The organism is Arthrobacter sp. Hiyo1 (genome assembly GCF_001263615.2).
Taxonomy (GTDB): domain Bacteria; phylum Actinomycetota; class Actinomycetes; order Actinomycetales; family Micrococcaceae; genus Arthrobacter.
The window spans coordinates 10,982-17,356 of the sequence record NZ_DF952475.1; the positions used below are offsets into that span (position 1 = coordinate 10,982).

Sequence of the window (6,375 nt, forward strand, 5' to 3'; positions counted from 1 at the left end):
TCTTGGCGTCCGGGATGGGAGTCCCGTCGATCGAGAGGACGTGACCGCTGACTACGCAACGCGGACCTTCACTTTCGGGGGAGACATCGTCGCCGAGTTCCCGGACCGGGGATTCAACCATATGGAAAGGCCCGAGCACCGTCGAGTCCGTCGCCTCGGGGGTTTCCTGCCCATTGATGGTCTCAACGAGCATGGAGACGCCGAGGACGTCGGATAGCAGGATGAATTCCTGCCTCACATCGCTGCAAGCTCTTCCGGTCCGGGTGAGGAAGTCGATCGCATGGTCCCACTCCTCGACCGAGGGTGCGATGTCCTGAACGAAGGCGTGCAGGTGGGCGGTCAGGCTGCACAGGATCTCTCTGAGCCGATTGTCCGGGGTTTTCGCAAAGCTTCGCAGCACTTCGGAGGTGAGAGTGGCGGCGTAGACGTTCGTTGCCATGGCTTGGTCCTTCTGAATTGGTTAGGGGGCTAGTCTTCGTGCTGATGTTGGTGGTCCGGACCCCGGGTTAGCTCAACCAGTAAGAGTTCGCGTTCAACCACGCACGCGTCGTCATTGAAGTAGGGGCTTTTGGATCAACAGGGCGAACCTGAAGTTTCCATGTAGAAACAAGTGTTGCGGCATTAGGTGGATTAAAGCAAGTAATTTCAGGATTGTCGTTGACGCAGCACTCACTTTCACCCCATCATGGTTTATGTATAGAAACTAATGACCAAACGAGGGTGTACTGCGATGGACGTTCAACTGCTTGAAAAGCTACGCATCAGGGAAGTCATCGAAAACTGGGCGGTTTGGCGGGACGCGGGCGACTGGAACAGGTTCCGCACCGTCTGGTCTCCCGAAGGGGAGATGATGGCCACCTGGATGCAGGGACCGGCCGAAGACTTTATCCAAGCCAGCATTGAGGCGTGGAATAAGGGCGTCAGCATCCTACATTTCCTCGGAGGCAGCTCCATTGACGTCGCTGCCGACCGCGCCGTCGCCCAGACCAAGATGACCATCACCCAGCGCGCCGACGTCGAAGGTGTCAGTTGCGACATTATCTGCACCGGTCGGTTCTACGACTTCATGGAAAAGCAGAATGGCGAATGGAAAGTCGTCCTTCGCCAGCCCATCTACGAAGCCGATCGCATCCAAACCGTGAAACCGGGCAAAGCGCCGGACCTGGACCCGGCGCTACTCGAGGAGTTCCCAGCGGGATACCGCCACTTGGCTTACGCCCAGTCCCGAATCGGATACTCCGTCAAGACGGACATGCCTGGACTCACGGGACCGGCTGTCGAGGACCTTTACGACCGCGGATTCCGGTGGCTCAAGGGCAACTAGCAGCTTTGCCTGCGCGAGTCCCGTACGGGGCCCGCGCAGGCAGATAAAATGGGCGACGACCACTATGCGCCAAAACCCGCCAGCAGGGAGCCAGCAGAGATGACCACCGAAGAACCGCCGGCCGCGGTCAAATCCGCAGACCGGGTACTGGACGTCTTCGAACTGCTCGCCGACGCTGAACAGGGACTGACCCATACCGAAATCGCAGCCTCGCTCGGCATTCCCAAAGGCAGCCTCACCAAGCTGCTCAAAACGCTGGTCGCGCGGGAATACCTCAGCTTCGACGAACTCCGTCGAACCCACACGCTCGGCCCTTCTGTGCGGATGCTCTCGGACCGTCCGGCTCACGTCCTCCGACTTATCGACACGGCCACCCCCCACCTGCTCGCGCTGACGCTTGCCATCAACGAATCCAGCGCCCTGAATCGGCTCAACGGCCGGAGCGCCGAGGTCATTGCGACCGCCACCAGCAGTCACCGCCTCGTGTCTCACCTCCGAAACGGGGACCTCGCGCCCCTTTACGCCGTCTCAGGCGGCAAAGCCATCCTGGCCGACATGCCCCAGGACAAGCTCTCGCGGTATCTGGCTACAACAAGGTTTGAACCCGTCACTTCGCACACCATTCTCAGCCCCAACGGAGTCCTCGCCGAGCTTGAAACCATACGCCAACTTGGCATCGCCTACTCCCGTGAAGAATACACTCCTGGCATCATCGGCATTGGTATCTCTCTGGATCTTCCGCCGGTCTACCCGAAGTGCTCCCTGAACTTCGCCATCCCCGCAGTCAGGGTGACCGAAAGCCTGCAGGACCAGGCCATCAAGGCGCTTAAGGACGCCAAAGCAGTCATAGAAGCACAGGTCAGTTCTGCGGAACTTTTTGTTTGACCCTGCTGGACTGATGAACCCGGTGTGCGTGTAATTCGCGCCGGTGAGTCACATTTTGAGTGGTCGTGCAGACTGGCGCAGCGCGAGAGTCTTCAGCACCGATTCGTCGTACTCCTCACGGGCCACCGACGCTGGTACAACTTTCGCTCCTGCATGGACAAAACTCCCACCCAGGGTGGTCCACATCGACCGTGTAACAGAGCAGGCATCGGTGACTCCATCGGTACCGAACATACCGACCACACCTGCGAAAGGGCCTCGGGGAACCACTTCGAGCTCTGAGATGAGCGCCAGCGCGGCAGGGCGAGGATGACCGACCGCGGCCCCGTGAGGAGCCAATGCTTCGACCACCGAAATTTCGTCGTGTTCGTCAGCGATTACTGATCGCATCTCCGCGAAGAGATGCCCGAGTCCGAAAAAGATCCGCTGCTCCAGCTCGCGCGTGAATCGCTGTGTTCCGGGCATAGAAATCGGGGCGAGGTCCTCCCACAGCGCCTCAGCCACTACGTCGTATTCAGAAATCTCCTTTGCAGTCGGGTTCCAGACGTATTCATCCCCATTGGGCATATCCGGGATTGGGTGCGTTGCGCCATCCGTCTCAGCTACGATGCGGCGGTTGTGGATCTCAGCCAGCGAGAGGGACGTTGAGCCCCAAAGCGCGAAGCCGGGCCGCTGGAGTAGAAACATGCAGGTCGACGGATTAATTGCCCGAAGAACGCGGTAACTCATGATCGCGTCAGAAACGTGACGGCTCGACATTCGTACAGATAAAACGACGCCGCCGAGGCCGAGTTCAGATGCACGTTCCTGGAAGGACGTCACCCCGTTGGCGAACTCTTCCTCGGATATCGCTGCCGCCCATTCAAACTGAGCCTCCTGGGGGGACAGGTCGAGCGGCTGCCCCTTTGCGCTTTCACACATCTCAGCCCACTTGGCCGGGATCGCGGGGTCACCGCTTCCAACGTGAATCACGCGTGCTGACCCCGCTACGTGGTCGATGTAAATGTAATCAACAAGCCGTAGGAAAACGGCTGAGGGAGTTTCGGACCGGGCACCTGGGGAAGAATCGGACTCATCGCGCCCAGCTGGGTGCGCGATGAATGCAAACACCCCACCCGGGGCGCCCTCAACTTTCAGCCCGTCAAGTTCTCGCCGTAGTTCAGAGAACTGCTCAGCATCGTTGTTCAGCCGCCTCTCGTCTACGCGTATGCCGATCCACGTCGTTAGAGGCTCCCTGGTGAAAGGATCCACCCGTTCATATACGAAGGCTGGCCCAGCTGAGTTTTCTGTAGTCAGCGCCGTGATAATGGCATCGACACCGCCAGCCGGAAGGCGAAACGATGCCTCGGAGCTGGCCAATTCGTGCGAGTCGGATGTTTTCATTGTTACTGCTCTTTTCTATGTGAGGGTAGGGTGGCTAAGCGGGGGGTGGATCCGCCGACGGTGCCGGGGTTGGCCATTCCGGTGCTGCTGGCGATCGAGAACGGTCACTTTTGTTGCGGATATTCTGCCGGAAGTCATTACCGAGAGGGAGCTTCTTCAATTGGCACCCCCTGAACCGCGGGCGCAGTCGAGTAGGTAAGTCCGCGGGAAGCGTCCACTCTAAGGCCCTGACGGATCACCCTTCGGCGGAAGCCCCTACGCACCACCTTGGACGCCGGCCCACTCGGAAGGGGATTGCTCAATGTACCCCCAGCGCCGACAAAGACATGTTCTTGCGGGCCACTCAACGGCTCCTAGCCAGCTCGAAAGCCATAGCGGGATTGACTATTCCTCTACAAGCGTCCGCCGGCAGAACCTTGAGGTAGCCGCTCATACTCAAACTGCCCCATTTAGATATCAAGAAGGCTTAGTGCGGGCTGTGAATAGCTGCGAAAAACGGACCTTGGAGTCTCAAAGGACCTAGTTCCCGGCGGCTTGGCGCTACCGTCATCCAGCCACGGAACATGCGGTGTCGGCTCACCTACCAGAAGTACCCCTAGGCGCACGATTTCAGTACGCGGCACGGCTGGTTCGCTGAGAAGAAAGACACCCCGTGGCAGCAGCGCCTGCACGGGTACCTCAGCGACGACGGTCTGGCCGCCCGCATCAGCGCCGCGGAGCAGCAGCGCACGGATGCCACGATCAACTATCCCGCGGCCAAGACCGCGGGTTGGCATCCTCGTTCCAAAAGGAACAAGCTCTCCGTCACTTCAAGGTTTTCAGGTCCAGACTCCTGCGCAACGAGCTGTTGCGCAAAGTACCAACGGCTGAAGATCCATCAGAAAGCGAACGGGGAGTCGGCAACATGTGGACCATACGATGGTGCGCCCATCGGTGAGTCAGCGCGGCGCTTCTTCAACACGTACCCCACCTTCACCGGCAGGACCTGCCGCAGCACTGGCGCGAGGTTTTCACGGATGACGCAAAAAAGGATCTTGGCGTACCAAACTCACAGGAGTTCGCCGTCGAGGGAGCCAAGGGGTGGGAACTCGTTGTCGCGCACCCACGGCGGAGCGGCTTCAACGGCAGTTACCGAATGGGTGGACACAGATCGGAGCGACGCATCATACTCGCGCCAGACTTTATCGAGGACGACATCAAGAACGTTGCGGCGGAAGCATCTCGCGATCTGCTTCTCCGATTCGGTTGGACGGGTGTTACAACTGATCTCATCCACGGATTGCAGGATGAGGTGTTCCGGAACTAGGCAGCCCTGGGCAGGTATTCGATCCCCCGGTATCGCCGTGCGGTGGGAGCTTTCGCGATGGCCGACCGGCGCCGTGGCTGGGCAGACGCGCTCTACTATGATGCGCGCGATATGTCCTCTATCGTCCGCTGGGCGGCACGCGGCAGTGGTTCGAGAGCGCCAGGGGAGTGCCCCAGCGCCCGCGACTCGGGCATGAGGCGACTCATCTCCTACTTCAAAGTTCGTCGGCTGATCGGGTATTCGATGATTCCAAGCAGGGAGCCTCATCGTCCTTTGTTGACGCCGGAACAAGGAGCAAATAGTTCTTCCAGCTCATTGGGAAGACCTCGTAAGCACCCCCGACCTGCGGAAATGTTCGCCTAGGGTACCCACCTCCTAACTCAACAATGAGCGGGACGACCGCATGAGCTCCGTGGCACTAAAGTTGTTATAGGAGGTGGGTACCAAAATCCCCGGAATTACAAGGATTATTGCCAATTTGTGGATGTCCTTGTGGCACACAACGACCCACCTCATTTAGTAACGTTGGTGGCTTCATTTTGCTGACATCGCCATCTTTTTTGCCGCCGACTGGAACGATGTCGGCGGTCACCGACCCAGCAGTTTCGATCTTGTGCGCACAACAACGTGACGGATTAGATCGAAACGCCAGAGTCGTGAGATAAGACAAATTGGCCGGTTTCCTGGTGCCGGCGAAGGACGGATGCAGTTGGCGCGCCTTCATCGGCGCTTTTGCGAGACGCGCACGCGTGGATCGCAGAAGTCAGCGTCCGTCATGGACGAAACTGGGCATGCAGACGATCCGGGCCGTGGCTTCTTGCGTCAGAGGCATCGGCCTATTTGTTACCGTCGCGGCCGTGACCACCACGGTCCCGATCCGCGATACCCGGCTGATCATCGTCGTTGCCGTCCTCACCGTCGTGCTGGTTATTTTCGCCGCCCTCTTCATCTTGCTCCACAGGAAGCTCACCACGCTCTCTTGCATTGGCGCAGCTGGGGTTCAGTGCTTCATCCGGGTTGGAATCATGACTCAGCTTGAACCGGGGCTCGACTACCCCGGTTTTGTTGACGTTCTACTCATGCGTGCCTTGGGGCGCCGCTGGATTCCCTGGGGATAAGGGTGGGCATGGATTTCCGGATGTGTGGTTCCTTGCCCGGGTTGACGATGAGATCGATGGCGGTGCTGGCGATCTGGGCGAGGGGCACCCGGACTGAGGACAGGGGGGTGGAGAGCCTGGCTGAAAGTGGTGTGTCGTTGTATCCGACGAGTGCCAGGTCCCGCCCGACGGTGATCCCGAAGTGGTGTGCGGCGGCGATGATGCCCAGCGCTATGTTGTCGTTGGCCGCGAACACGGCGGTCGGGCGTTTTACGGCTTCCTGATCGAGCAGTGATTCTCCGGCCGTGAATCCGTTTTCTATTCCGTAGCCGGCGGCGATCAGCCATTCCTGCGGCGGGTTGATGCCGGCCTCGTCCAGG

The 6,375-nt window shown here is 59.3% G+C and carries 6 protein-coding genes; 3 read left to right on the forward strand and 3 right to left on the reverse strand.

From position 1 onward, the window contains the following. Positions 1–439, reverse strand: a 439-nt coding sequence (locus AHiyo1_RS19070) for a dioxygenase (RefSeq protein ID WP_275937081.1), incomplete at its 3' end; no start/stop codon positions are given. A 291-nt stretch (positions 440–730) separates the two neighbouring features. Here AHiyo1_RS19070 and AHiyo1_RS19075 point away from each other — a divergent pair. Together AHiyo1_RS19075 and AHiyo1_RS19080 are read left to right on the forward strand one after the other, a co-directional pair. Continuing rightward, on the forward strand, positions 731–1,324 hold the full coding sequence (locus AHiyo1_RS19075; RefSeq protein WP_216363246.1) for a nuclear transport factor 2 family protein: 594 nt from the start codon (positions 731–733) through the stop codon (positions 1,322–1,324). 99 nt (positions 1,325–1,423) lie between these two features. After that, entirely contained in the window at positions 1,424–2,209 is a 786-nt protein-coding gene (locus tag AHiyo1_RS19080; protein ID WP_059389610.1) for an IclR family transcriptional regulator, read from the forward strand. A gap of 48 nt (positions 2,210–2,257) precedes the next feature. On the opposite strand, the gene AHiyo1_RS19085 is transcribed toward AHiyo1_RS19080, so the two are convergent. After that, entirely contained in the window at positions 2,258–3,460 is a 1,203-nt protein-coding gene (locus tag AHiyo1_RS19085; RefSeq protein WP_216363247.1) for a chorismate-binding protein, read from the reverse strand. Positions 3,461–5,707: 2,247 nt separating this feature from the next. On the opposite strand from AHiyo1_RS19085, the gene AHiyo1_RS19095 reads away from it, so the two are divergent. Continuing rightward, a complete protein-coding gene (locus tag AHiyo1_RS19095) occupies positions 5,708–6,016 on the forward strand; it encodes a hypothetical protein (protein WP_148667670.1) in 309 nt (102 codons plus the stop codon). Here the strand turns inward: AHiyo1_RS19095 and AHiyo1_RS19100 are convergent. Further along, positions 5,976–6,375: substrate-binding domain-containing protein (locus tag AHiyo1_RS19100; protein ID WP_172465651.1), on the reverse strand; the 400-nt coding region annotated here is incomplete at its 5' end. The two genes, AHiyo1_RS19095 and AHiyo1_RS19100, sit on opposite strands and share 41 nt — an antisense overlap.

Excerpts from the sequence above, each read along its gene's own strand:
- AHiyo1_RS19075 (WP_216363246.1), top strand. The coding sequence starts at position 731 with ATGGACGTTCAACTGCTTGAAAAGCTACGCATCAGGGAAGTCATCGAA.
- AHiyo1_RS19080 (WP_059389610.1), top strand. The coding sequence starts at position 1,424 with ATGACCACCGAAGAACCGCCGGCCGCGGTCAAATCCGCAGACCGGGTA.